The organism is uncultured Pseudoflavonifractor sp., assembly GCF_944387275.1.
In the GTDB taxonomy this organism is placed as follows: Bacteria; Bacillota; Clostridia; order Oscillospirales; family Oscillospiraceae; genus Pseudoflavonifractor; species Pseudoflavonifractor intestinihominis.
This window is the reverse complement of sequence record NZ_CALXEG010000002.1, coordinates 97,470-120,642: the sequence shown is the minus strand read 5'-3', so window position 1 is coordinate 120,642 and position 23,173 is coordinate 97,470. Positions and strand designations below refer to the sequence as shown.

At 63.2% G+C, this 23,173-nt stretch carries 17 protein-coding genes and 1 tRNA gene; 8 read left to right on the top strand and 10 right to left on the bottom strand.

Annotated features, from left to right (window positions below; translation table 11 throughout):
• Nucleotides 1-286: 286 nt before the first annotated feature.
• Both Q0K23_RS01250 and gltB read right to left on the bottom strand, forming a co-directional pair.
• A complete protein-coding gene (locus tag Q0K23_RS01250) occupies nucleotides 287-1,768 on the bottom strand; it encodes a glutamate synthase subunit beta (RefSeq protein ID WP_294516883.1) in 1,482 nt (493 codons plus the stop codon).
• 12 nt (nucleotides 1,769-1,780) lie between these two features.
• Nucleotides 1,781-6,331, bottom strand: coding sequence for a glutamate synthase large subunit (gene gltB, locus Q0K23_RS01245; RefSeq protein ID WP_294516881.1), 4,551 nt, complete (start codon nucleotides 6,329-6,331; stop codon nucleotides 1,781-1,783).
• Between the two features lie 703 nt (nucleotides 6,332-7,034).
• Between gltB and Q0K23_RS01240 the strand changes: the two genes are divergently transcribed.
• On the top strand, nucleotides 7,035-7,565 hold the full coding sequence (locus tag Q0K23_RS01240; protein WP_294516879.1) for a GNAT family N-acetyltransferase: 531 nt from the start codon (nucleotides 7,035-7,037) through the stop codon (nucleotides 7,563-7,565).
• Between the two features lie 172 nt (nucleotides 7,566-7,737).
• Complete coding sequence (locus Q0K23_RS01235) at nucleotides 7,738-8,373, top strand: DJ-1/PfpI family protein (RefSeq protein ID WP_294516877.1); 636 nt, start codon at nucleotides 7,738-7,740, stop codon at nucleotides 8,371-8,373.
• 125 nt (nucleotides 8,374-8,498) lie between these two features.
• Here the strand turns inward: Q0K23_RS01235 and Q0K23_RS01230 are convergent, their stop codons facing one another.
• From Q0K23_RS01230 to Q0K23_RS01220, 3 genes are all read right to left on the bottom strand, one after another.
• Entirely contained in the window at nucleotides 8,499-9,326 is an 828-nt protein-coding gene (locus tag Q0K23_RS01230; protein WP_294516875.1) for an HAD family hydrolase, read from the bottom strand.
• A 91-nt stretch (nucleotides 9,327-9,417) separates the two neighbouring features.
• Nucleotides 9,418-10,368, bottom strand: coding sequence for a transketolase family protein (locus Q0K23_RS01225; protein WP_294516872.1), 951 nt, complete (start codon nucleotides 10,366-10,368; stop codon nucleotides 9,418-9,420).
• A 1-nt stretch (nucleotide 10,369) separates the two neighbouring features.
• On the bottom strand, nucleotides 10,370-11,221 hold the full coding sequence (locus Q0K23_RS01220; RefSeq protein ID WP_294516870.1) for a transketolase: 852 nt from the start codon (nucleotides 11,219-11,221) through the stop codon (nucleotides 10,370-10,372).
• Nucleotides 11,222-11,460: 239 nt separating this feature from the next.
• Between Q0K23_RS01220 and Q0K23_RS01215 the strand changes: the two genes are divergently transcribed.
• Nucleotides 11,461-11,739 carry a hypothetical protein gene (locus tag Q0K23_RS01215; protein ID WP_294516868.1) on the top strand — a complete coding sequence of 93 codons (279 nt, stop codon included), beginning with the start codon at nucleotides 11,461-11,463 and terminating at the stop codon, nucleotides 11,737-11,739.
• A 48-nt stretch (nucleotides 11,740-11,787) separates the two neighbouring features.
• Here Q0K23_RS01215 and argS read toward each other — a convergent pair whose 3' ends face one another.
• The 3 genes from argS to murI all read right to left on the bottom strand — a co-directional run bounded on the left by argS (nucleotide 11,788) and on the right by murI (nucleotide 14,933).
• Nucleotides 11,788-13,536 carry an arginine--tRNA ligase gene (gene argS, locus Q0K23_RS01210; protein WP_294516866.1) on the bottom strand — a complete coding sequence of 583 codons (1,749 nt, stop codon included), beginning with the start codon at nucleotides 13,534-13,536 and terminating at the stop codon, nucleotides 11,788-11,790.
• Nucleotides 13,537-13,589: 53 nt separating this feature from the next.
• Nucleotides 13,590-14,033, bottom strand: a complete 444-nt coding sequence (locus Q0K23_RS01205) for a DUF1934 domain-containing protein (protein WP_294516864.1) — start codon at nucleotides 14,031-14,033, stop codon at nucleotides 13,590-13,592.
• An 84-nt stretch (nucleotides 14,034-14,117) separates the two neighbouring features.
• Nucleotides 14,118-14,933 carry a glutamate racemase gene (gene murI / locus Q0K23_RS01200; protein WP_294516862.1) on the bottom strand — a complete coding sequence of 272 codons (816 nt, stop codon included), beginning with the start codon at nucleotides 14,931-14,933 and terminating at the stop codon, nucleotides 14,118-14,120.
• A 219-nt stretch (nucleotides 14,934-15,152) separates the two neighbouring features.
• Between murI and Q0K23_RS01195 the strand changes: the two genes are divergently transcribed.
• The gene (locus Q0K23_RS01195; protein WP_294516860.1) at nucleotides 15,153-15,569 is read left to right on the top strand and encodes a hypothetical protein; all 417 of its coding nucleotides are present in this window, start codon (nucleotides 15,153-15,155) and stop codon (nucleotides 15,567-15,569) included.
• Nucleotides 15,570-15,648: 79 nt separating this feature from the next.
• On the top strand, nucleotides 15,649-16,137 hold the full coding sequence (locus Q0K23_RS01190) for a phosphatase PAP2 family protein (protein WP_294516857.1): 489 nt from the start codon (nucleotides 15,649-15,651) through the stop codon (nucleotides 16,135-16,137).
• A gap of 47 nt (nucleotides 16,138-16,184) precedes the next feature.
• Here the strand turns inward: Q0K23_RS01190 and Q0K23_RS01185 are convergent, their stop codons facing one another.
• Nucleotides 16,185-17,945: a copper amine oxidase N-terminal domain-containing protein gene (locus Q0K23_RS01185; protein WP_294516855.1), complete on the bottom strand. Its 1,761-nt coding sequence runs from the start codon at nucleotides 17,943-17,945 to the stop codon at nucleotides 16,185-16,187.
• Between the two features lie 317 nt (nucleotides 17,946-18,262).
• On the opposite strand from Q0K23_RS01185, the gene selA reads away from it, so the two are divergent.
• From selA to Q0K23_RS01170, 3 genes are all read left to right on the top strand, one after another.
• Nucleotides 18,263-19,660, top strand: a complete 1,398-nt coding sequence (gene selA / locus Q0K23_RS01180; protein WP_294516853.1) for an L-seryl-tRNA(Sec) selenium transferase — start codon at nucleotides 18,263-18,265, stop codon at nucleotides 19,658-19,660.
• Nucleotides 19,657-21,546 (top strand): selenocysteine-specific translation elongation factor, encoded by a 1,890-nt coding sequence (gene selB, locus Q0K23_RS01175; protein WP_294516851.1) that lies wholly within the window; start codon nucleotides 19,657-19,659, stop codon nucleotides 21,544-21,546. Before selA ends, selB begins: the two co-directional genes overlap by 4 nt.
• 25 nt (nucleotides 21,547-21,571) lie before the next feature.
• A tRNA-Sec gene (locus Q0K23_RS01170) sits at nucleotides 21,572-21,667 on the top strand.
• A 44-nt stretch (nucleotides 21,668-21,711) separates the two neighbouring features.
• On the opposite strand, the gene Q0K23_RS01165 is transcribed toward Q0K23_RS01170, so the two are convergent.
• Complete coding sequence (locus Q0K23_RS01165) at nucleotides 21,712-23,079, bottom strand: MATE family efflux transporter (protein WP_294516849.1); 1,368 nt, start codon at nucleotides 23,077-23,079, stop codon at nucleotides 21,712-21,714.
• Between the last annotated feature and the right edge of the window lie 94 nt (nucleotides 23,080-23,173).

The window sequence follows — 23,173 nt, the reverse complement described above, 5'->3', positions numbered from 1 at the left end:
GTAATTGAGTATTATATCACTTCTTCGGATGACATTTTCAGCACGGGTGTCTGGTACGCTTTTGCGCCGGACACAGAAGCCTCTATAGTGTTTCGATGTTCCTCGTCGGAGCAAGCTCATTCTGCTGCTCCCCCTCTCCAAAGCGGACCCGCTGCGCTGGGCTCGGGCTGGGCTTTAGACGCAGACTAGAGCGCGTCTTCAAAACTGTTCACCGCAATTTTTAAAAGAGCGCCTCTGCGCCGCCGGAAAGGCAACGCAGAGGCGCTCTGTGCGTTTTATTGCGGGATTACAGGTTCGTATATCCCATCAGGAAACGGTCCACCACAGCGGCCGTATCGCGGCCTTCACGCAGGGCCCAGACAACCAGGCTCTGGCCGCGGCGCATGTCGCCGCAGGCGAAGACGTTGGGAACATTGGTGGCAAAGTTGTGGTCGGCTACACAGCCGCGGGGCGTCAGTTCCAGGCCGAAAGCCTCGGCAGTGTAGCTCTCGCAGCCGGTAAAGCCGGCGGCAATCAGAACCAGCTCGCACTCCACCGTCTCTTCCTCGCCGGTGGGGACCATGGCGCGGCGGCCGGTGGCTTCGTCCACTACACGGCTCTCCAGCTTGGAGATCACGGCGCCGCAGACCCGGCCGTCCTCCCCCTTCAGGAATTCCTTCACCGTGGTCTGATAGACGCGGGGATCGCGGCCGAACATGGCGATGGCTTCCTGCTGGCCATAGTCGGTCTTGAGGACCTTGGGCCACTCCGGCCAGGCATTGCCGGGCGCGCGCTGGACCGGCGGGCAGGGCATCATTTCCAGCTGCAGCACATCGGCGCAGTGCTGGCGGATGGCAGTGCCCACGCAGTCGTTGCCGGTATCGCCGCCGCCGATGACCAGCACACGTTTGCCCTCGGCAGAGATGGCGCGGCCATCGGCAAAGTTGGAGTCCAGAAGGCTGCGGGTCACGCTGGTCAGGTAGTCCACAGCAAAGTAGATGCCTTCGGCTTCACGGCCGGGAACAGACAGGTCGCGGGCCTGCTTGGCGCCGCAGCACAGCACCACGGCATCATAACGGCTGGCAAGTTCTTCTTTGCTGATATCCACACCCACGTTGGTATTCAGCACAAACTCGATGCCCTCCGCCTTCATGATGGCCACACGGCGGTCGATGGCGGACTTCTCCAGCTTCATGTTGGGGATGCCGTACATCAGCAGGCCGCCTACACGGTCTTCCCGCTCAAAGACGGTCACGCTGTGACCGCGGCGGTTCAGCAGTTCGGCCGCAGACAGGCCGGAAGGGCCGGAACCTACCACGGCCACGCTCTTGCCGGTGCGGACAGCGGGCGGGGTGGGCTGGATGAGGCCATGGGCATAGCCGTACTCCACAATGGCGTGTTCGTTCTCCTTCACGGTGACGGGGTTGCCCGTGGCCATACCGCAGGTGCAGGCCGCCTCACACAGTGCGGGGCAGACCCGGCTGGTAAACTCAGGGAACAGGTTGGTGGCCCGCAGGCGATGGAGCGCCAGGTCCCAGCGGCCCTGGTACACCAGATCGTTCCACTCGGGGATCAGGTTGTTCAGCGGGCAGCCGCTGGCCATGCCGCCCACCATCATGCCGCTCTGGCAGAAGGGCACGCCGCAGTCCATGCAGCGGGCGCCCTGGGCCTGCTGTTCATCAGAGGGCAGGGGAATATGAAATTCGTTAAAGTTGCAAATGCGTTCTTCGGGCGGCAGCTCGGTGCTGGTCTGCCGCTTAATCTCCAAAAATCCAGTCAGTTTTCCCATGGTTAGCCCTCCTTATTTGGCATTCTTCATCGCGTAGAAGGCTTCAATCTGGGCCTGCTCGCTGTCCTCGCCCTTCTCTTCCATCTGGGCGATCAGGCGCAGCATCTTGTCGTAATCATGAGGCAGGACCTTCTTGAAGCGCGGCAGATAAGACCCGAAGTCATCGAGAATCTGTTTGCCGCGGGGCGAACCGGTGCGCTCCACATGTTCGCGGATCAGATCTTTCAGCAGAGCCACATCGTATTTGTGTTCCACGGGTTCCATGCTGACCATGTCTTTGTTGACTCGCTGGTAGAGATCCCAGTCCTCGTCCAGAACGTAGGCGATGCCGCCGCTCATACCGGCCGCAAAGTTCTTGCCGGTCTTGCCCAGCACCACCACGGTGCCGCCGGTCATATATTCGCAGCCATGGTCGCCCACGCCCTCCACCACGGCGGTGGCGCCGGAGTTACGCACGCAGAAGCGTTCGCCGGCCACGCCGTTGATGAAAGCCTTGCCGCTGGTGGCGCCGTACAGGGCCACGTTGCCGATGACAATATTCTGGCTGCGGTCGTAGGTCACGCTCTTGGGCGGATAGACCACGATTTCGCCGCCGGACAGGCCCTTGCCCAGGTAGTCGTTGCAGTCGCCTTCCAGCTCCAGGGTCAGGCCCTTGGGCAGGAACGCGCCGAAGCTCTGGCCGCCAAAGCCGTGGCACAGCACATGGAAGGTATCATCGGGCAGGGTGTTGCCGAACTTGGCGGTGATCTCGCTGCCGAAGATGGTGCCGAAGGCGCGGTCGGTATTGCCCACGGTCAGCTCCACCCGGGCCGGCTTGGGCTCGTCCATATCGAAGCTCTTCTTGAACTTCTTCATCAGGATCTTCATGTCGGGGGTCTTTTCCAGGCCGAAGTTGTAAACGTCCTCGGGCTGGAAATGGATGCTGCTGTTCTCGATGAGGGGGTTGCTCAGCAGCGGGGTCAGGTCCAGCTCGCTGGCGCGGCTGCCGGCAGGCTCTTCCTTGATGGCCAGCAGGTCGGTGCGGCCCACCAGGTCTTCCAGACGGCGCACACCCAGACGGGCCATGTACTCCCGCAGTTCCTGGGCCATAAACCGCATGAAGTTCATGACGTATTCCGGCTTGCCCTTGAAGTTGCGGCGCAGCTCGGGGTTCTGGGTACAGATGCCCATGGGGCAGGTATCCAGGTTGCACACACGCATCATCACGCAGCCCATGGCCACCAGGGGACCGGTGCCGAAACCGAATTCTTCGGCGCCCAGCATGGCGGCAATGGCCACATCCCGGCCGCTCATCAGCTTGCTGTCCGCCTCAATGCGAACACGGCTGCGCAGGCCGTTCATGATCAGGCACTGATGGGCCTCGGCGATGCCCAGTTCCCAGGGCAGGCCGGCGCTGTGGATGGAGTTGTTGGGCGCGGCGCCGGTGCCGCCGTCAAAGCCGGAGATCAGGATGACCTCGGCGCCGGCCTTGGCAACACCGGCGGCAATGGTGCCGACACCGGCTTCACTGACCAGCTTGACGTTGATGGCAGCCTTGCGGTTGGCGCACTTCAGGTCATAGATCAGCTGAGCCAGGTCCTCGATGGAGTAGATGTCGTGGTGAGGCGGGGGGGAGATCAGGCCCACGCCGGTGGTGGAGTGGCGGGTCTTGGCAACCCAGGGATAGACCTTGCTGCCGGGCAGCTGGCCGCCCTCGCCGGGCTTGGCGCCCTGGGCCATCTTGATCTGGATCTCGCTGGCGGAGACCAGGTACTTGCTGGTGACGCCGAAACGGGCGGAGGCCACCTGCTTGATGGCGGAGTTGCGTTCGGTGCCGAAGCGCTCTTCCGCTTCGCCGCCTTCGCCGGTGTTGCTCTTGCCGCCCAGGCGGTTCATGGCAATGGCCATACACTCGTGGGCCTCGGCGGACAGGGCGCCGTAGCTCATGGCGGCGGTCTTGAAGCGGCGGACCAGGCTGTCCACGCTCTCCACCTCGTCGATGGGCACGCCCTGCTCGGGATAGCGGAAGGTCAGCAGGCTGCGCAGGTGCATCTCATCGGAGCCGGTGTTGTCGATGGCCTGGGTGTAGGCCTTGAACTTGGAGTAGTCGCCGGTCCAGCAGGCCTGCTGCAGCAGATGGATGGTCTGGGGGTTATAAAGGTGCTGTTCCGCCTGGGGACCGCTGCGGAACTTGTGCAGGCCCAGGCTGGGCAGCTCAGTGTCGGTGCCCAGGCCCAGGGGATCGTAGGCCTTCTGATGGCGCTCCTCCAGGTCGTCCTGGATGTCCTTCAGGGTGATGCCGCCCACACGGGTGACGGTATTGGTGAAGTACTTGTCCACCACTTCCTTGCTGATGCCCAGCGCCTCAAAGATCTGGCTGCCCTGGTAGGACTGGATGGTGGAAATGCCCATCTTGGACGCAATCTTCACGATGCCGGCCAGCACGGCGTGGTTGTAGTCCTCCACGGCGGCGTAGTAGTCCTTGTCCAGCAGCTTCTCGTCGATGAGCTGGCGGATGGTCTGCTGTGCCAGATAGGGGTTGATGGCGCAGGCGCCGTAGCCCAGCAGGGTGGCAAAGTCATGGACCAGGCGGGGTTCGCCGCTCTCCAGCACCAGGGCCATGGCGGTGCGCTTCTTGGTGCGCACCAGGTACTTTGAGACAGCGCCCACGGCCAGCAGGCTGGGGATGGCCACATGGTATTCGTCGATCTCCCGGTCGGAGAGGATCAGGATGTTGGCGCCGTCACGGTAGGCCCGGTCCACTTCCACAAACAGCCGCTCAATGGCCTTTTCCAGATCGGTGTTCTTATAGTAGCAGATAGAGACGGTCTGCACCTTGAAGCCGGGCACATTCATGGCCTTCAGCTTCAGCACGTCGGTCTCGGTCAGGATGGGATTGTTGATCTTCAGGACCTTGCAGTTCTCGCTGCTCTCCTCCAGCAGGTTGCCCTGGGCACCCACATACACGGTGGTGGAGGTGATGACCTTCTCACGCAGGGCGTCGATGGGCGGGTTGGTGACCTGGGCGAACATCTGCTTGAAGTAATCAAACAGCGGGGGATGGGTGTGGCTGAGCACGGCCAGCGGGGTGTCCACGCCCATGGCGCCGGAGGGTTCGGCGCCGTTCTTGGCCATGGGGAGGATCATGGTGGTCACGTCCTCATACCGGTAGCCGAAGGCCTTCTGCAGCTGGACCAGCTCCTGGGGGCTGGGCTCAGGCGGACGGTGGTTGGGGATCTTCAGCTCCTTCAGGGTGACCAGGTTGCGGTCCAGCCACTCGCCGTAGGGCTGGCGGTTGGCGTAGTCCGCCTTCAGGCGCTCGTCGTCCACCAGTTCGCCCTTCACGGTGTCCACCAGCAGCATCTTTCCGGGGCGCAGACGGTCACGGGAGACCACCTCGGCCGGGTCCACATCCAGCACACCCACCTCGCTGGAGAGGATCAGGCGGCCGTCACGGGTGATATAGTAGCGGGAGGGGCGCAGACCGTTGCGGTCCAGCACGGCGCCCATCACATCGCCGTCGGAGAAGAGGATGGACGCGGGGCCGTCCCAGGGCTCCAGCATGGTGGCGTAGTACTGGTAGAAGGCGCGCTTCTTGGGGTCCATGCTGTCGTTGTTGCTCCAGGGCTCGGGGATGGTCACCATCACGGCCAGGGGCAGCTCCATGCCGTTCATGACCATGAATTCCAGGGTGTTGTCCAGCATGGCGGAGTCGCTGCCGTCCTGGTTCACAATGGGCAGCACCTTGGCCATGTCGTCCTTCAGGCAGTTGCTGGAGATGCTCTCCTCCCGGGCCAGCATGGTGTCCACGTTGCCTCGGATGGTGTTGATCTCGCCGTTGTGCAGGATCATACGGTTGGGGTGGGCGCGGTTCCAGCTGGGCGCCGTGTTGGTGGAGAACCGGCTGTGCACCATGCCGATGGCGGATTCATAGTCGGTGTCCTGCAGGTCGGGGTAGAACAGGCGCAGCTCCTTCACCAGGAACATGCCCTTGTACACAATGGTCCGGCTGGACAGGCTGCACACGTAGGTCTCGGAGCTGGACTGCTCAAAGACCCGGCGGGCCACGTACAGGCGGCGGTCAAAGTCCAGGCCGGGCTGCACACGGGCGGGCTTTTCCACAAAGCCCTGCCAGATGCTGGGCATGCAGGAGCGGGCCTTGTGGCCCAGAATCTCGGGGCACACCGGCACGGCACGCCAGCCCAGGAAGTTCAGCCCCTCCTTGCGGCAGACGATCTCAAACAGCTTCTTGGCCTGATTGCGGCGCAGTTCTTCCTGCGGGAAAAAGAACATGCCCACGCCGTACTCCCGCTCTCCGCCCAGAGTGATGCCGGCTTCCGCCGCCACCTTGGTGAAGAACTTGTGGCCGATCTGCAACAGAATGCCCACGCCGTCGCCGGTTTTGCCCTCGGCGTCCTTACCGGCGCGGTGTTCCAGATGTTCCACGATCTGCAGCGCATCGTCGATGGTCTTGTGGCTCTTGCGGCCCTTGATGTCCACCACGGCGCCGATACCGCAGTTATCATGCTCAAATCTCGGATCATACAGCCCTGCGGGCTGCTTCCTTGTGGTAAAGTCTTGCACTGCTACTTCTCCTTCCCGGCGTAAAACGTCACGCTGCGGCGGCCTTTTGGGCCGGCACCGCAACAAAAAAGACGCTCGCATGCGGAGGCATACTCCCTCCGCAAACGAACGTCTTTGTTCTTCTTTACACTATATCATACTAAAGCCCGCTTGGCAATCGAAAAGCAAAAGAATCTTATAAAATTAAAGTCAAACCCTTTTCAAATTCAAAAACGCGCCATGGAACTCAATTTAATTTTGCACTTCCGGCGGTATTTTGTCCCTTGACCTCGTCCAGAAACTTCTTGGACGTCTCCGGTCCCTGCTGCGCATCCAGTTTTTCCCGTACAGGCACGGCAGCCTCCCGGTGTCACTTCAAGCAGGGTAACCATAGCCTCGGCAGCGCCGGCCAGATGATCCCCGGCGAAGGCCGCGATCATGAGCGCCCCCAAAAGCGCCGCACCTGCCGGAAGCGTACGGTTCATAAGTAGCGGATTGGACAACTGGTGTTGGAAAGGGCCAAGTCCATTGTGATGCGCGGCGCGACAATTGACTTTATCGCGGAAAAACCCTATAATACTGCCATTGCGCTGGGTTGCGATCTGGGTTTGGGCGCGGACTTGAACATGGGGCAAGGTTCGCATTGATCCGACACTGTTATACGCACGCACAAATGCGCCATCCCCCTTCCCTGCTCTTACATGGAATTTTTAACGGAGGAAAGATGATGGAAACGATTCAATACGAAAATTTAACCATCCGACAAGCCGAAGCCGCCGATGCAAAGCAGCTCGCCGCCTGGTGGAACGACGGTGCTGTGATGGCGCACGCAGGCTTCCCCAATGGCGTGGGGACGACTGAGGACGAGGTCATCAAAGGACTTAACAAGGGTTGCATCATCATTCAGGAAGACGATCGTCTGATCGGTGAGTGCAGTTATAGTAATGCAGGCGTGGGTGTGGCCGAAGTCGGCATCAAGCTCTGTGAAACCGATTGTCAAAATCGTGGTGTGGGCAGAAAAGTCCTGAGTCTGCTGATTGGCTGGCTGTTCAGAAACGGCTATTCCAAAATCATTCTCGACACGAATGTGAAGAACACACGGGCACAACATGTCTATGAATCCCTTGGTTTCCGCAAGGTGAGAACGAACGTGGATGCTTGGAAAGATCAGCTTGGCCGCCTTCAGTCTTCTATTGATTATGAATTGGTTGAGAAGGATTTTATAAGCTACGTAAAGGACGCATTTCAGTCTTAAGATCCCCTGCGCTTACACCGCAGCACCGCAAAAAGCCCGTGTGTTGTCCGTTCTGCTATCCTATTTTCCAAAGAGAGACGTGCTGAAAAGCCCGTCTCTCTTTTTGCTTTATTGTAAATTTCAGACGTCCATGCTAGAATAAATTTACATTATAATTTATAGAGGTGCTCCGATGAGAAAATTTTCCGTGCTATTATATCCCGACTTTTCCCTGCAAGAGATTACCTGTCTGACCTCTGCCCTGACGGTCTGGTTCGGCGAAACAGTCGATTATATTGCAAGCGAGAACAGAGAATACCGCAGCGAAGAAGGCCTGCGTGTTTTCCCTACCAAAACAACAGCAGACGTGACTATCACGGATTATGACTGCGTCATTCTCCCTGGAACCATCAATCCGATGCCCGCTTTGTTTGATGAAACGCTGATCGATTTTCTCAAAGGCGGAGTTAATACCCCCGTTGTCTTTGCGGCAATCTCGTCCTCTCCAGCCCTATTGTCAAAGGCAGGTATTTTAAACGGTAAGAAATTCACCGCAGGGTATTTTATGCAGTTTGCAGATACCTTCTCCTTTATCCAAAAAGAAAACTTTATACACAAGCCCATCATGGAAGACGGCAATGTCATCACTGGAATCGGAATGTTTTTCCGCGAATTTGCAGAAGCTGTGCTGAAAAGATTTGATTACGATATTGGCAGCAACTTTATGCGAGACACTCCGGCGGAGTACACGGAAGACGAATTGACATTTTATTGGTCTGAAGAAAACTATCAGGAATTTTTGAACGAACTAAAGGAATATCCCGTGTAGCCGCTCCTCCCTTTTTAAATCTGAAGTCTGACAGATCCGCAATATCTGTACATCGAAATTTACACACGGATTTACACATGAAAACAGCCATCCCTGGAGGGATGGCTGTTTTTCTTTTCCGGTGTTCAGTTCTGCTGTGCCAGCGCCCAGCGCTCTACGCCCTGGGCCACGCCGGAGTCGGAGTTGGTACCGGTTAGCCCTTTGGCGGCCGCCTTGGCCTTGTCCGTACCGTTTGCCATGGCAAAGGAGCAGCCCGCCCAGGCCAGCATCCCCAGGTCGTTGTCCGCGTCGCCGAAGGCCATGACCTCCGAAGCATCAATGTCCAGCTTCCGGCACAGCTCCTTCAGCGCCTCTCCCTTGTCCACGCCGGGAGCCGTGATCTCCATGTTGGACTCATAGGCGCAGGCGGACTCATAGGGGCCCACAGCTCTGAGCTCCTCCTCGATCCGCCCCTGGGTGCCCGGCTCCACATGGAATACATAGAGCTTCTCCACCAGCTTCTTCTCGATCACCGGCCGCAGGTCGTCCACGATCATGGCCTGCCGGCGGAACATGGCCCCATACGCAGCGGAGGGTGCCTCCTTCATGACAAGCGCCTCATACCGCCGGTCGACGTAGTTCTGGCCCTCGCAGAAGAGCTCAAAGCCCGCGCCGTACCGGAGCAGGATCTCCACGAATTTCAGCGCCTGCTCCTTGGGCATGCCCTTCTGGAGCACCCACTCCCCGGTCTGCCGGTCCAGCACGGCCGCGCCGTTGGACATGACCACATAGCGCACCACGCCCAGCTGGTCCGCGATCTCCTTCAGCAGGCTCCAGGTCCGCCCGCTGGAGATGACCACCTCAATGCCCTGCTCCGCCGCCCTGCGGAGGGCGTCCACGTTGCGCTGGGACACCATCGCGTGGTCATCATTCAACAATGTGCCGTCCATGTCAGTGGCAATCAGTTTGATCACAGCACATTCTCCTTTCTTACCGCCCGCTCGGGCATTGAAAGCGGCAGGCCGCAGCTGCGGCCTGCCGCTGGTTTTGGCATCGTCTCTGTTCTTACCGGTTCTTCAGGCTGACAGCCAGCCGCACCTTCTTGGCCAGGCCCTCGGCGTTGAGGCCGTAGGCGGCCAGCACCTTCTTGGCGGGGCCGGAGCGGCCGAAGCAGTCCTCCACGCCGTGGCGCACCACGGGCACAGGGCAGGCCTGGGACAGGTACTCGCACACGGCGGCACCCAGGCCTCCCACGATATTGTGCTCCTCGCTGGTGACAATGGCGCCGGTCTCCTTGGCGGCCTGGAGCACCAGCTCCTCGTCCAGGGGCTTGATGGTGTGCATGTCGATGACCCGGACGGAGATGCCCTCGCCGGCCAGGGTCTCGGCGGCCTTGAGGGCCTCCTGGACCATGAGGCCGCAGGCGATGACGGTCACGTCGCTGCCGTCGCGCATGGTGACGCCCTTGCCCAGCTCGAACTTGTAGCCGGGCAGCTCGTCGGTGACGTTGTCCACCGCCATGCGGCCCAGACGCAGGTAGGCGGGGGCATTCAGGTTCAGCAGGGCCTCAGTGGCAAAGGTCATCTCGTTGCCGTCGCAGGGCACCACCACGGTCATGCCGGGGATGACCCGCATGTTGCTCAGGTCCTCGATGCACTGGTGGGTGGCGCCGTCCTCGCCCACGGAGAGGCCGCCGTGGGAGCCCACCACGGTGACGGGCAGGCCGGGATAGGCGATGGAGTTGCGCACCTGCTCCCAGGCCCGGCCGGTGGCGAAAATGGCGAAGGTGTTGATAAAGGGGTGCTTGCCGCAGGTGGCCAGACCGGCGGCCACGCCGGTCATGTTGCCCTCGGCAATGCCCATGTCAAAGTGGCGGTCGGGATACTCCTGGGCGAACTTGCTGGTGTTGACGGCCTGGGCCAGGTCCGCGTCCAGGACCAGCAGCTCCGGGTGGGTCTTGGCCAGCTCAATCAGGGCCGCGCCGTAGGCGGCTCTCGTCGCGATGCTTCCTGCCATCTTACTTCCCCTCCTCTTCCAGCTGCTTGAGATGTGCTTCCAGCTCGGCCTTGGCCTGGGCGTACTGCTCGTCGTTGGGGGCCTTTCCGTGCCAGGTGTACACGCCCTCCATGAAGGACACGCCCTTGCCCTTGACGGTGTGGGCCAGAACCACGGTGGGCTTGCCCTTCACAGTCTTGGCCTGCTCAAAGGCGTCGGCCAGGGCGGCGTAGTCGTGGCCGTCGGTCTCGATCACGTTCCAGCCGAAGGCGGCCCACTTGGCGGACAGGTCGCCCAGGGGCATCACATCGTCGGTGGTGCCGTCGATCTGCATTCTGTTATAGTCCACCACGGCGCACAGGTTGTCCAGGCTGTACTTGGCGGCCGACATGGCGGCCTCCCACACCTGGCCCTCGTCCAGCTCGCCGTCGCCCAGAATGGCGTACACCCGGTAGTCCTTCTTGTCGATCTTGCCCGCCAGGGCCATGCCCACGGCGGCGGAGATCCCCTGGCCCAGAGAGCCGGTGGACATATCCACGCCCTTTACGTGGACCATATCGGGGTGGCCGGAGTAGTGGCCGTCAATGCTGCGGAAGAGCTGCATGTCCTCCACGGGGAAGAATCCCCGCAGGGCCAGTACCGAGTACAGAGCGGGGGTGCAGTGGCCCTTGCTCAGCACCAGGCGGTCCCGGTCAGGGTCCCTGGGCTGGTCGGGGTTCACCTTCATCTCATGGAAATAGAGGACGGTGAGGATGTCCATCACGGACAGGGAGCCGCCGGTGTGGCCGGAGGCGGCGCGGTAGATGGCCGACAGGCCCAAAAGCCGGCCCTTGGTGGCGGTGATTGCCAGCTCCTGGATCTCTTTGGGTTCCATGGAATCCTTCCTTTCTTCATTTTCCCTTTTTCTTCAGACGTCAGGGAAAGTAAAATACAGTCCAGCTGCGGACGGGTAATATTGCGTCAAAGTTCCGGCACAATATGCCAATTCACATCCATTTTAGATTATATCATGGCGCAGAGCACCGGTCAAACAGAATATACGCCGTTCCTCCTCACATGCCCGCCGCCGGGGCGCATATACTGGTGATACAGGCGCGGAAGGAGGCGGCGGTGATGGAGCGGAAGGAGAACAAGCGGGACACGGCGGTGCGGCTGGCGTGCTGCGCGGTCATTGCCCTGATCATCTGCTACGGCGCGGAGAAGCTGGGTGAGGGCCTCAGGCTCCCCCTGTGGGAGGAGTACGGCCATCTGCTGAAGGAGAACAAGGTGCAGGCGGTGGCGATTCTGGCGGCGCTGCTCTTCGGGGCGTCCCTGGCCCTGTTCCCGCCCCAGGACGAGGAGGGCCATGAGGCCTGCGGCGCAGAGGCGTACACCCAGGTGGAGTGCGAGTGACAAAACAATCCCCCGCTCAGATGAGCGGGGGATTGTTGTAAGGCAAAATTACATTTTCTCGGGGGCGGTGACGCCGATGAGGGCCATGCCGTTGGCCAGCACGGACCGAACAGTGTCCGCCAGCTTGAGCCGGGCGGCCAGCACGTGCTTCTCCTCGCCCTTGATGCGGCAGGAATTGTAGAACCGGTGGAAATCGCCGGCCAGGGTGAGCAGGTAGCGGTTGATGTGGGAGGGGTCGTAGTCCCGGCTGGCCAGGCGGATCTCCTCAGGGAAGAGGGAGAGGGTCTTGACCAGGGAGAGCTCCTCGGGGGTGGTGAACACAGAGGCGTCGATGTCGGCGGCAGCGGACACGCCGGCCCCCTCCTCCTTCATCCGGGCCACCAGGGAGCAGATCCGGGCGTGGGCGTACTGGACGTAGTACACCGGGTTGTCCGAGTCCTCCTTGACGGCCAGGTCCAGGTCAAAGTCCAGGGGGCTGGTGAAGGAGCGGGAGTTGAAGAAGTAGCGGCAGGCATCCACGCTCACCTCGTCCAGCAGGTCGTGGAGGGCGATGGCCTTGCCGGAGCGCTTGCTCATCCGGACGGGCTTGCCGTCCTGGAGCAGGTTCACCAGCTGCATGAGCACCACCACCAGGCGGTGGGAGCCGTCCAGGCCCAGGCCGTCCAGAGCCGCCTGGAGCCGGGCCACGTGGCCGTGGTGGTCGGCGCCCCAGATGTTGATGGCGGTCTGGAAGCCCCGCTTCTCCAGCTTGTTGCGGTGGTAAGCGATGTCGGCGGCAAAGTAGGTGTAGAACCCGTTGGCCCGGCGGAGCACGTCGTCCTTCAGGTCCAGCTTGTCCACCTGCTCCCGGGTCTTGCCCTCCCGCATGTACTTCTCCTTGAGCAGCTCAATGGTATTGAGCCACAGGGCGCCGTCCTTCTCGTAGGTCCAGCCCTTGTCGGTGAGCAGGCCCACGGTCTCGGCCACATAGCCGCTGTTGTGGAGAGAAGACTCCAGGAACCACTCGTCGTACTCGATCTTGTACCGGCGCAGGTCCTCCTGCATCTTGGGGATATTGCGCTTGAGGCCGAAGTTGGCCATGGCCTCCTGGCGCTCCTCCTCGCTCTTGTCCATCCAGCTGTCGCCCTGCTCCGCCCGGAAGGCGGCGGCCAGCTCTCTGATGTCGTCGCCCTTATAGCCGTCCTCGGGGAAGGGCACGTTCTCCTCCCCCAGGATGAGCTGGCGGTACCGGGCGTCAATGGACATGGCGAACTTGTGGATCTGGTTGCCGGCGTCGTTGACGTAGAACTCACGCCACACGTTGTAGCCCGCCCGCTCCAGCACGCTGGCCAAGCTGTCGCCCAGCACGCCGCCCCGGGCGTTGCCGATGTGCATGGGACCGGTGGGGTTGGCGGAGACGAACTCCACCATCACCTTCTCGCCGTGGCCCTCGTCCACGGCGCCGTAGGCGGCGCCCTCCCGCTCGATGTCCGCGATGACCTCGCCGTACCAGCGGCTGCCCAGGCGGAAGTTCAGGAAGCCGGGGCCGGCGATCTCGGCGCTCTGGAAGTAGGTCCCCTCCAGCTCCAGGTGGTCCAGAATGATCTGGGCGATGGCTCTGGGGGCCATGTGGAGGGCCTTGGCCCCGGCCATGGCAAAGGAGGAGGCGTAGTCCCCGTGGGACACGTCCTTGGGAATCTCAATGGTGGCCTTTACCTGGGCGCCGGCGGGCAGGAGCCCATCGGCGGCGGCCTTCTCGTAGGCCGCCTGGGTCAGGGACGCCACCTGGTCCTTGGCGGACTGGATCATGTTGGACATCTCAAATCACCTCATCAATATCTGGTAAAGGGCGGCCCCTGCCGCCCGTGAACTTACTGCCGGAGCACCGGGGGCTTCTCCCGGACCTGGATCTGGAACAGGTTCTGCCCCGCCACGGCATGCTCGATCTCAATGGCGTAGTTGATCTCAATGCTGCCGCCGTGCTCGTCCATGCGGCAGTCCATGTGGTGGGTCTTGATGCCCACGGCCAGGGCCCCGTAGGGGGTGTTGTACATGGACAGGTGGCGGCGGCCCTCCTCGAACACCATCTGGGAGTTGACCTCCCCGTGGCGCATGAGGGTGATGCGGCCGTCCTCGATCTGGAAGGTGGTCAGGGTGCCCTCCAGGCCGGTGAGTTCGCTCTCCTGGTAGCTGAGGGTGTACTCCCCCTCGCCCTCCTTGGCCAGCAGGCCCTCGGTGACCAGCTCGATGGTCTCGTCCTCCACGTTCTCGTAGGACTGCCTGCCCTTGATGGAAATAATGACGCTCTTATCCATTCTCTCGACCTCTGATGTGAACCAAAATGCAAGGTATTATATCCCAAATTGAGGGAAAAGTAAAGGACCGGTGCCCGTTTCTCCTCAATATTTTGTAATATCCACCTGCTCCACCGCGCCGGTGATGTCCCGGCCCAGGAAGATGGAGGCCAGAGAGGCGAAGTCGGCGGCGCTGTCGCTGGCGAAGTAGCGGCGGGTGCCCACGTGGTCGGGACTGTTGAGGCCGTCCCGCTTCTTCAGCATGGCCGATACCTGCCGGGCGCAGGCCGCGCCGGTGTTGATGAGCGTCACGTCCGGGCCCATGAAGTTGCCGATGACCTGGGACAGGAGGGGGTAGTGGGTGCAGCCCAGCACCAGGGTGTCCACCCCGGCCTCCTTCAGGGGGGTGAGGTACTCCTCGGCCACCATCTCGGTGACCCTGTCCCCGGGGCGGAAGCGGCCGTTCTCCACCAGGGGCACAAAGAGGGGGCAGGCCCGGGCGGTGACCTGGGCGTCGGGCAGCAGCTTGGCGATGTACCGCTCATAGGCCCCGGTGCGGATGGTGGCCTGGGTGCCGATGAGGCCGATCTTCCCGCTGCGGGTGGCGGCGGCGGCCTCCGCCACAGCGGGCCGCACCACGCCCAGCACCGGGATGGGGTTCTCCTGCTCCAGCACCTCCAGCGCCGTGGTGGACACGGTGCCGCAGGCGATGACAATGGCCTTCAGATCAAAGGTGTTGAGAAAGGCCACGTCCTGCCGGGCGTACTTGATGATGGTGTCCCGGGAGCGGCTGCCGTAGGGCACCCGGCCGGTGTCGCCGAAGTAGACGATGTCCTCTTCCGGCATCAGATGGATCAGCTCCCGGACAGCGGTCAGGCCGCCCATGCCCGAGTCAAACACGCCGATTGGCCGACGGTCCACAGCAACAACCTCCAGACAAAACAATTGCGGGGCGGAATTCCTCCGCCTGCCGCTTCCTCTATACTATATGCGAAACTCCGGCGGAACACAAGGGGAAATTTCACCGGATTTCTCCTTTCGCCGGGTTTGACTTTTCCCTATCTTGTTAATATAATATGTGCAAGCGGAGCAGCTCAGCCCCATGCTCCGCAATGTCACGACAGCGAGGAGGTTTCGCGCATGAAGCTGGAACTGACAAAGAAGCAGTACCGCCGGCTGCTTGACATGGTCTATATCGGGAACTGGATCCTCAATTCCACCCGGGGCGACGACCGCTTCGCCGACTACGACGAGGTGGAGAGCCTGCTCTTCTCCAAGGCGGCGGAGGAGGGGATGCCCAGTCTGGCCGAGCTGTGGCAGGGCGAGGTGGTGCCCTCCCGGGCCTTTGTGGACGGCGGCATACACGAGGCCATTATGGAGTACGAAAACAACGTGTTTTTCGAGATTCTCGCCGAGGATCTGGCCCGCCGGGACATGGACGATCCCCCCATCGACGAGACCAACTATGATGAGCTCAACCGCCGCATCGACGGCTATATGGCCGAGTTTGAGGAGCACGGCACGGACAATATCCTCATTGACGCCGACCTGCCCTGATATCAGCCCGCACCATCTGCCGCACCCGCCCGACGGGCGGGTGCGGTTTTGTATCCATCCATTCCCTCAGGAGGTTCCCATGACAGCTTCTCTCTACGCCCGCCTGTCCGCCCCCTTCCGCCCCTACGCCGGAGCCGTCCGGGCGGTGAACAAGGTGCTGACCCTGTCGGTCTACATCGCCTACCCCGCCCTGCTCCTGTTCCTGCTCCTCACCCGGGACCACCGGCTGCTGCGGGCGGTCATCACGCCGGGGGTGTCCTTTATAGCCCTCAGCTTTTTCCGCAAGTGGTGCAACGCCCCCAGGCCCTACGAGGTGCTGGACATCACCCCCCTCATCCCCAAGGACACCAAGGGCAACTCCTTCCCCAGCCGCCACGTGTTCTCGGTCTTTGTCATCGACATGGCCTTCTGGTGGGTGTGCCCGCCCCTGGGCGGGGTATTCCTGGCTATCGGGGTGCTCATCGCCCTCATCCGGGTCATCGGCGGCGTCCACTTCCCCCGGGACGTGCTGGCCGGCGCCGTCATGGGCGCGGCCTGCGGCGCGGTTGGCTTCTGGCTGATCCCCTAAATCCATAAAAAATCCACCTTCCCCGGCGGAAAGGTGGATTTTTTGCGTTATCGGATGATGCCGGCCAGGCTCTCCAGCCCGCCGGGATACACTGTACCGGTGCCCAGCGCGTCGGCGGTGCGGACCGCCGCGCCCTCAGGAGGCGTGGTGACAGGCATGTCGCCGGTCTCTTCCACAAGGATCTCCATCTTCATCTCCAGCTTTCCGCCGTAGGCGGCCTTGGCTGTCAGAGTACACTCAAAATTGGTGCTGTCCCCGCTGGCGGAGAAGCTGATATCCATAGGCGTACTGCTCACGGCAAGGGCAGGCACCTTCACCGTCATATCCAGCTCCATATCCACCATCTGGTTATCCCGCACCCGGAAGGTACCATTGCAGTCCACCTTCAGGCCGCCGCTCAGGTAGCTCAGCAGCAGGTACAGCTCCGGGGTTCCCTTCTCTTCTGTCAAGGCAGTAACCTTGTCAGTCAATCCAAGGGTATCCACCTTCAGGGTGTAGGTGGTGGTGCTGCCTGCGGTGGAGACGGTGAAGCAGTCATCCCCCAGGATGAGGGCCAGCATCTCCGCCGTGTCCAGGGCGCTGACGCAGGGCGGCATTCCGTCTCCGCTGACGCCGCTCTCCTTTACTCCGGCGGTCAGCAGGCTGCCCATCGTGACAGCCTCCTCCATCTGGGTGTCCCCGCCTTCGGTGGGGTCCAGGGCCACCCACTCGCCGCTGGCCAGGGTGCTGCCAGGCAGCTCCCCCAGCTTGTTTCCGGTCATATAGAGTGTCCCCTGGTCCAGGTCGCCCCGCACCTCCATCTCAAAGTCGGACAGCAGGTCCAGCAGTGCCTCCTCCTGGGGCATACCGGCGACGACCATCTCGCGCAGGCCGCCCAGATCCATGTCCACCCCCAGATCCAGATCCACCTGGCCGCCCCGGACCAGGCCGTTCAGGGTCACGGTCTGGGTGGAGGTGTCGTTCTCCGCCTCGGTCTCGCCGTAGAGTGTCACAATCTGGGATGCCAGCCCCGTTACCCGGTAGGTCTGCTCCGGGTCCAGCTCACCCTGATCCAGGGACATCAAGGTGTTGAGGGTGGCAAACTTCTCGTCAATCTGCTCCGCAATCCTGTCCCAATCGGTGAAATGGGCCGCCTGATAGTCCCCGTCCCACTCCACGGCCATGCCCACCGCCTCGCCGGCAAAGCGGGCGGGAATGTAGGTCCGGTTGGCCACTGCGGTCAGGGGCACGTCCATCTCGATCTTGTCAATCTTATCCCCGGACACCCTGGTCATGGTGGTGCTCCCACCGGTCAGCTCTAGGGTGACCCCGTCGGCCAGCACGGCGGTGACCACGTTGTCCGCGTAGTCCACCTTGGCACCCAGGGCCTCCAGGAAGGGACGCACCGGCACCATGGTGCGGCCGTCCAGGGCCCAGGGCTCCAGCCCGTCCAGGTCCAGCCAGGTCCCGTTAACCGAGACATTGATGCCGTCCGGGTAGGGCATGCCCAGGGCTTCCTTCACACTCCGAAGATAGGCCTCCCAGTCCTCCGCCCACACATCGCCGTAGAAGGCCTGGTTCCAGGCATCCATGTCCGCGTAGTACTGCTCGTCCTCGGCGCCGCTCTGGACGAAATAGGCGTCCCAGTACTCATACCAGAAGTCCTCGCTCCATTCCGCTGTTGCCGCGTCCTTCTGTTCCTGGGTCCAGGTGCACCAGGGCCCGTACTGCTCATAGGCCTCCGCTCCGGTGAGCGCCGTCTCCGCGGCCGAGGCGGGCACGCAGGAGATGAGCAGAAGCACTGCCAATACGACTGCCAGTTTCTTCATGGGTGTTCCTCCTTTTTTTCCCGGGTTTTGGGTATCCTGAATCCAGTGTACCGCATTTCCTCCCATTTGTCTATTTTTATTTGTATATCCTGTTCAGTTTTCTTGGGACTCCCATAGCGTTACTCGGCGATATTACCAAGAAAACAATCCATCTCTGGCACATTGGAAGGCCAGCACAGCTGGCCGCCGCCCTGAACACCTCGCCTCTCGCCCTGCTGGATGAGGACAAATCCTGGCCCATCGGGGACACATCTGTGCTATAATGATAGCTGCTGAACCGACCCGCTGTGCAAAAATTTCCCCCGGAGGTGCTGTCCATGTGTGAAAATCCGCTCCGCGCCCTGCCCAAAATGGACGTTCTGCTGTCCCACCCCACCCTGCTCGCCGCCCGGAAGGTCCTGCCCTACGCCCTCATCCGCCAGGCCGCCCGGGGCAGACTGGAGGAGGTCCGGCGGTCTGTTGTGAACGGGGCCGCCGTACCGCCTGTGGACGTTCTGGCCGGAGAGATCGCCGCGGCGGCCGGGGCCCTGTGCCGCCCGGGCCTGCGGAAGGTCATCAACGCCACCGGCGTGGTGCTCCACACCAACCTGGGCCGGGCGCCCCTGGCCCACCGGGCGGCGGAGGCGGTCCGGGAGGCGGCAGAGGGCTACTCCAACCTGGAGTACGACCTGGACAACGCCTGCCGGGGCAGCCGCCACAGCCATGTGGAATCCCTCCTCTGCTCCCTTACCGGGGCGGAGGCGGCCATGGCGGTGAACAACAACGCCGCCGCCGTGTTTCTCATGCTCTCCGCCCTGGCGGCAGGCAAGGGGGTGGCCGTGTCCCGTGGGGAGCTGGTGGAGATCGGCGGCGCCTTCCGGGTGCCCGAGATCATGGCGGCCAGCGGCGCGCTCCTCCGGGAGGTGGGCACCACCAACAAGACCCGCTCGTCCGACTATGAGCGGGTCCTGCTCTCCCAGGAGGCCCAGGCCCTGCTGAAGGTCCACACCAGCAATTACCAGATCGTGGGCTTCACCGAGGACACCCCCCTGTCCCAGCTCGCCGGACTGGCGGCGGCCCACAGCGTGCCCCTGCTGTGCGACCTGGGCAGCTGTGTTCTCTCTTCCCAGAGTCTTCCCGCCCTCCCCGCCGCCCCCAGCGCGGCGGCGGCTCTGGCCGACGGGGCGGATGTGGTGTGCTTCTCCGGGGACAAGCTGCTGGGCGGCCCTCAGGCGGGCATCGTGCTGGGGAAAAAGCAGTACATCGACGCCATGAAGCGCCACCCCCTGGCCCGGGTGGTGCGCATCGACAAGCTGTCCCTGGCCGCCCTGGAGGCCACCCTGCTCCTGCTCCGAGACCCGGAGGGGGCCCGTGAGGCCCTGCCCGTGCTGTCCATGCTCAACGCCCCGCCGGACGACCTCCACCGACGGGCGGAGGAGCTGGCCGCCGGGCTGGGGCGCGCCCTGGGGACGGCGTACACCGTGTCCGTCCTTCCCTGCGCCGGACAGGTGGGGGGCGGCTCCATGCCCAACGAGGAATTGCCCGGCTTCTGCGCCGCCGTCACCGCCGGACCCGGCGTGCCCGAGGGGCTGGAGGCCCATTTCCGCCGCCATGCGGTGCCCATCCTCTGCCGCATCCACCGCGGCGCCCTTCTGCTGGACGTGCGCACCCTGACAGAGGAAGATGCGGCTGAGATCCTCCGGGCGGCGGAGGCGGTAAGGGGGACACACCGGTGAATCACCTGATTCTGGCCGTGGCGGGCCACGTGGACCACGGAAAGACCGCCCTGGTCAAGGCCCTCACCGGTACGGACACCGACACCCTGGCCGAGGAGAAGCGGCGCGGCCTGACCATTGAGCCGGGCTTTGCCGTCCTTTCCCTGCCTGGCGGCGGTGAGGCCGACCTGGTGGACGTGCCCGGCCATGAGAAATTTATCCGCAACATGCTCTCCGGGGCGGCGGGGGCGGACGGGGTGCTCCTCACCGTGGCCGCCGTTGAGGGCGTCATGCCCCAGACCAGGGAGCACCTGGCCCTGTGCGCCCTGCTGGGCATGGAGGCGGGTGTGGTGGCCGTCACCAAAGCGGATCTGGCGGATGAAAGCCGCCTGACCCAGGTGAAAGCGGCTGTCGCCGCCCTGACGGCGGGCACCTTTCTGGAGGGCGCCCCCGTCGTCCCTGTGTCGTCCAGGACCGGGCTGGGACTGGACGAGCTGCGGGCGGCTGTGGCCTCCCTCTCCCCCCGCAGGCGGCGGACAGACCTGCCCTTCCGGCTGGAGGTGGACCGGCTCTTCTCTCTCCAGGGCCGGGGGACCGTGGCGGCGGGCACTGTGGCCGCCGGGCAGGTGGCCGCCGGCGACACATTAGCGCTGTACCCCGGACATGGGACGGTGCGGGTGCGGGGGCTCCAGCGCCACGGTGCGGAGGCGGAACGGCTGGAGGCCGGGAGCCGGGCCGCCCTGCTGCTCTCCGGCGAGACGGATTCCATCCGCAAGGGGGACACCCTGGCCGCCCCCGGCTCCATGGCCCTCACCGACCGGGCGGACGTAACGCTGACCCTGCTGGCCGACGCCCCCTTCTCCGTCAAACACGGCGCCCAGCTCCACCTCCACCACGGCGCCGCCGCCTTGCTCTGCCGGTGCGTGTTCTTCGACCGGACCGAGCTGCTGCCCGGTCAGACCTGCTTTGCCCAGCTCCGGCTGTCCGCCCCCATGGCCGCCCGGGTGGGGGACCGCTTTGTGGTCCGCTTTTTCTCCCCGGTGGCCACAATAGGCGGCGGCGTGCTGCTGGACCTGTCCCCTCACCACAAAAAAAAGGACCCAGGCCTGGCGGATCGGCTGGCCGCCCTGGCCTCTCCCGACCCGCTCCGCCGTATGGCGGCGGCGCTGGCTGGACAGGCTGTCCCCAGCGCCCCGGAGGCCCTGGCCATGGCTGCCGGGCTGTCTCAGGCGGAGGGGCTGGCAGCCCTGGAGGCCCTGGCCCGGGAAGAGAAGGCCATCCCCCTGGGCACGGCCTGGCTGTCTGCCCAGGCCCTGGAGGCCCTGGCCGGCCGGGCTGCGGCTCTTCTGGACGGCTGGCATGCCGCCCGGCCCCTGGAGCCCGGCATGGTGGAGCAGCTTCTGTGCGCCCGACTGCTGCCTGACGGCGGCGCCCCGTCTGAAGCCCTGGCGGCCGCGCTGGAGGGACAGGGCGTGCTCCGGCGGCGGAACGGCCTGGTATTTCGCCCCGGGTTCCGCCCCAGATACACCCCGGAGCTGGCCAAAGTCCGGGACCGGCTGGAGGTCCTGTACCGCAGGGCCGGGCTGGAGGCCCCGGAGGACGCCGCCGTGGAGGCCGCCTTCGGCCCTGACGCCTCCGCCTGCCGCCAGGTAATGACCGCCATGACCCGGCAGGGCATCCTGGTGCCTCTGGGGGAGGGCTGCCGCATCCACCGCCGCCCCCTGGAGCGCGCCCGTGCTCTGCTGCTGGATCTGTTTCAGGACTCCCCCGCCCTCACCCTGGCCCGGTTCCGGGACAGGCTGGGCGTCAGCCGGAAATACGCCCTGCTGCTGCTGGAGCACTGGGATTCGGAGGGGCTTACCCGCCGGGAGGGAAATTACAGGGTTCTCCGGCGGGAAAATCTGTGATATAATTAGGTTTTGACAGCCCGATGGGGGCAGAAGGGTATCTGGTGAGCCCCGCGGTCTTCAAAACCGTTGGGGGCGGCGGTCCCGCCCCGGTGAGTTCGATCCTCACCTGCCCCCGCCACATTGGAATGGACTGTGCTCCATTTACAGCAAAAGACCGTCCCCTCACACGGGGACGGTCTTTTGCTGTGTTTTCAGCTGTTCCAGCTGTTTTCGTTCTCTCAGCCGGTAGAAGCCCAGGCCCACGGCGTCGGCCAGCACCCAGCCAATGGGAATGGCCCACCAGATACCGGGCAGACCGATGGCGGGAATGGGGGCCAGCAGATAGGCCAGGGCCACCCGTGTACCCAGGGAGATCACGGTGAGCACCACCGACATGCCGGGACGGCCCAGGGCCCGGTAGAGGCCGTAGAGCAGAAAGAGGCAGCCGATACCGCAGTAGCAGGCCCCCTCGATGCGCAGGTACTCCACGCCGATGGCGATGATACCGGTCTCCTCCGGCGCCACGAAGATGGTCATCAGGGGCCCGGCAAAGGCGAACACCAGCACCGAGATGACCACACAGAAGGCCAGGGCGGTGGCTACGGCGGAGCGGATACCCGCCCGAATGCGGTCCACTCTGCCCGCGCCGTAGTTCTGGGCGATGAAGGTGGAGAAGGCGTTGCCGAAGTCCTGGACCGGCATGTAGGCGAAGGAGTCGATCTTCACCGCGGCGGCAAAGGCGGCCATCACGTCCACGCCGAAGCTGTTGACCAGGCCCTGGATCATCAGGATGCCGAAGTTCATCACCGACTGCTGCACGCAGGTGAGGAAGGAGTAGGAAAAGATCTTGCCCACGGTCTCCCGCCGCAGCCGTATCTCGGACCGGCGCGGGCGGAGCTGAGGCGCCTTGCAGAAGGCGTACAGGGCGATGCAGGCCGCCGAGACCGCCTGGGAGATGACCGTGGCCTCTGCCGCGCCGGCCACTCCCCGTTTCAGCACCAGCACGAACACCAGGTCCAGCCCGATGTTCAGCACCGCGCTCACCCCCAGAAACACCAGGGGCACCACCGAGTTGCCGATGGCACGGAGGAGAGACGCAAAGTAATTATAGAGGAAGGTAAAGGGAATGCCCAGAAAGACCACCCGCACATAGGCCCGGGTCATGTCGTACACCTGGACCTGAATCTGCAGCGCCCGGAGGATGGGGTCTGTCAGCGCCATGACCACCCCGTTGAGCAGGGCAGCGGCAATGGCGATGACCACAAAGGACACAAAAATGCTCTCCCGCAGCTTCTCCTCCTCCCGACTGCCAAAGAGCATGGAGAAGTATACCCCGCTGCCCATACACAGCCCCAACAGGATGGAGGTAAGAAAGGTCATCAAGGAGTAGGAGGAGCCCACCGCCGCCAGGGCGTCCGGTCCCAGGCAGCGGCCCACGATCAGGGTGTCGGCCACGTTATAGAGCTGCTGGAGCAGGTTGCCCAGGATCATGGGCAGGGCAAAGAGCAGCATGGATCGGGTGACTCTCCCCCGGGTCAGGTCTTGCTGCATGGTATTCTCCCCTTTCCGGCCCCTTGGGATAGGGCCTGTCCTCCCCGCCCCTGTCCCAAAGGGCGTGGAAAAACCCCCGGAGGGAGATCCCTCC

Bases quoted from the DNA above. Each gene is read 5' to 3' on its own strand.
- Q0K23_RS01250 (WP_294516883.1), bottom strand. From the start codon at position 1,768: ATGGGAAAACTGACTGGATTTTTGGAGATTAAGCGGCAGACCAGCACC.
- Q0K23_RS01240 (WP_294516879.1), top strand. From the start codon at position 7,035: ATGATGGAAACGATTCAATACGAAAATTTAACCATCCGACAAGCCGAA.
- Q0K23_RS01235 (WP_294516877.1), top strand. From the start codon at position 7,738: ATGAGAAAATTTTCCGTGCTATTATATCCCGACTTTTCCCTGCAAGAG.
- Q0K23_RS01225 (WP_294516872.1), bottom strand. From the start codon at position 10,368: ATGGCAGGAAGCATCGCGACGAGAGCCGCCTACGGCGCGGCCCTGATT.
- Q0K23_RS01220 (WP_294516870.1), bottom strand. From the start codon at position 11,221: ATGGAACCCAAAGAGATCCAGGAGCTGGCAATCACCGCCACCAAGGGC.
- Q0K23_RS01215 (WP_294516868.1), top strand. From the start codon at position 11,461: ATGGAGCGGAAGGAGAACAAGCGGGACACGGCGGTGCGGCTGGCGTGC.
- argS (WP_294516866.1), bottom strand. From the start codon at position 13,536: ATGTCCAACATGATCCAGTCCGCCAAGGACCAGGTGGCGTCCCTGACC.
- Q0K23_RS01205 (WP_294516864.1), bottom strand. From the start codon at position 14,033: ATGGATAAGAGCGTCATTATTTCCATCAAGGGCAGGCAGTCCTACGAG.
- Q0K23_RS01195 (WP_294516860.1), top strand. From the start codon at position 15,153: ATGAAGCTGGAACTGACAAAGAAGCAGTACCGCCGGCTGCTTGACATG.
- Q0K23_RS01190 (WP_294516857.1), top strand. From the start codon at position 15,649: ATGACAGCTTCTCTCTACGCCCGCCTGTCCGCCCCCTTCCGCCCCTAC.
- Q0K23_RS01185 (WP_294516855.1), bottom strand. From the start codon at position 17,945: ATGAAGAAACTGGCAGTCGTATTGGCAGTGCTTCTGCTCATCTCCTGC.
- selA (WP_294516853.1), top strand. From the start codon at position 18,263: ATGTGTGAAAATCCGCTCCGCGCCCTGCCCAAAATGGACGTTCTGCTG.
- Q0K23_RS01165 (WP_294516849.1), bottom strand. From the start codon at position 23,079: ATGCAGCAAGACCTGACCCGGGGGAGAGTCACCCGATCCATGCTGCTC.